This window comes from Treponema endosymbiont of Eucomonympha sp. (assembly GCF_001028545.1).
Genome location: NZ_BBPW01000283.1, coordinates 1 through 819, shown reverse-complemented (window position 1 = coordinate 819; position 819 = coordinate 1). Strand labels below are relative to the sequence as shown.

Genomic DNA, 819 nt, shown 5'->3' with positions numbered 1-819 from the left:
GGAGCGAAAAGCACACCGACGTACATATTGATTTTGCCGTGAAAAAGGCGGGGTACACGCATACCGGAAGCGAGGCAAAACGCAAGGTCGATATAGATGACCACCCCGCCAAACAGACGCTCAAAAAACGCGCTCTATCGCAAGGGGACGCGTTATGATGACCGAGATAAAAAAATACCCCGGCTGGCAGGCGCGGGGCAACGCGATTGATGCCCAAAGCATACTTCATAACGCGGAAACAAACAAGCCTACGATTTATCGGGCAACATGCGTAGACAACGCAACAAACACGGAGTACCCGCACCGCGTAGACTCATATTTTGAAGGCGCTGAGTACGATTGCGTCTTTGCGGAGTACCGCGGCGGCATACGCGGCAATAAAAACTTTATCCAAAGTAACGTGCTGCCGGTAGACGTGGACGGCGGCAAGCCGATTGCCGAGTTTCAAGCCGAATTCGCCGGTGTCCGCTATGAGCTTGTTACTTCAAAATCACACGGCAAGCCCAAAGGCGGCGAGCCGCCCTGCGACCGCTTCCACGCCGTTTTTTATCTTGACCGTATGGTTACGGGTATTGACGAGTATACGCGGCTAAAAGACGCCTTTTTACGCGCTCACCCATACTGCGATAAAGGCGCGAAGGACGGGGCGCGTTTTTTCTACGGAAACCGGCTAAAAAGCAAACAGCACATAGAAGGCAAGGGCGAGCCTTTGTGCGTTGACGCTATCCTTGCCAAAGCCGCGGATAGCATCATGCCTGCCGCCCCGCAAGACCGTATAGAGGGCATCTGTCGTCCGCGCATTTACTGCCGTAGCAGTCG

At 54.1% G+C, this 819-nt stretch carries 1 protein-coding gene; it reads left to right on the top strand.

The window, feature by feature from the left end; translation table 11 throughout:
- Positions 1 to 157: 157 nt before the first annotated feature.
- A partial coding sequence (locus AWU74_RS06555; protein WP_202966424.1) for a hypothetical protein occupies positions 158 to 819 on the top strand: 662 nt, incomplete at its 3' end.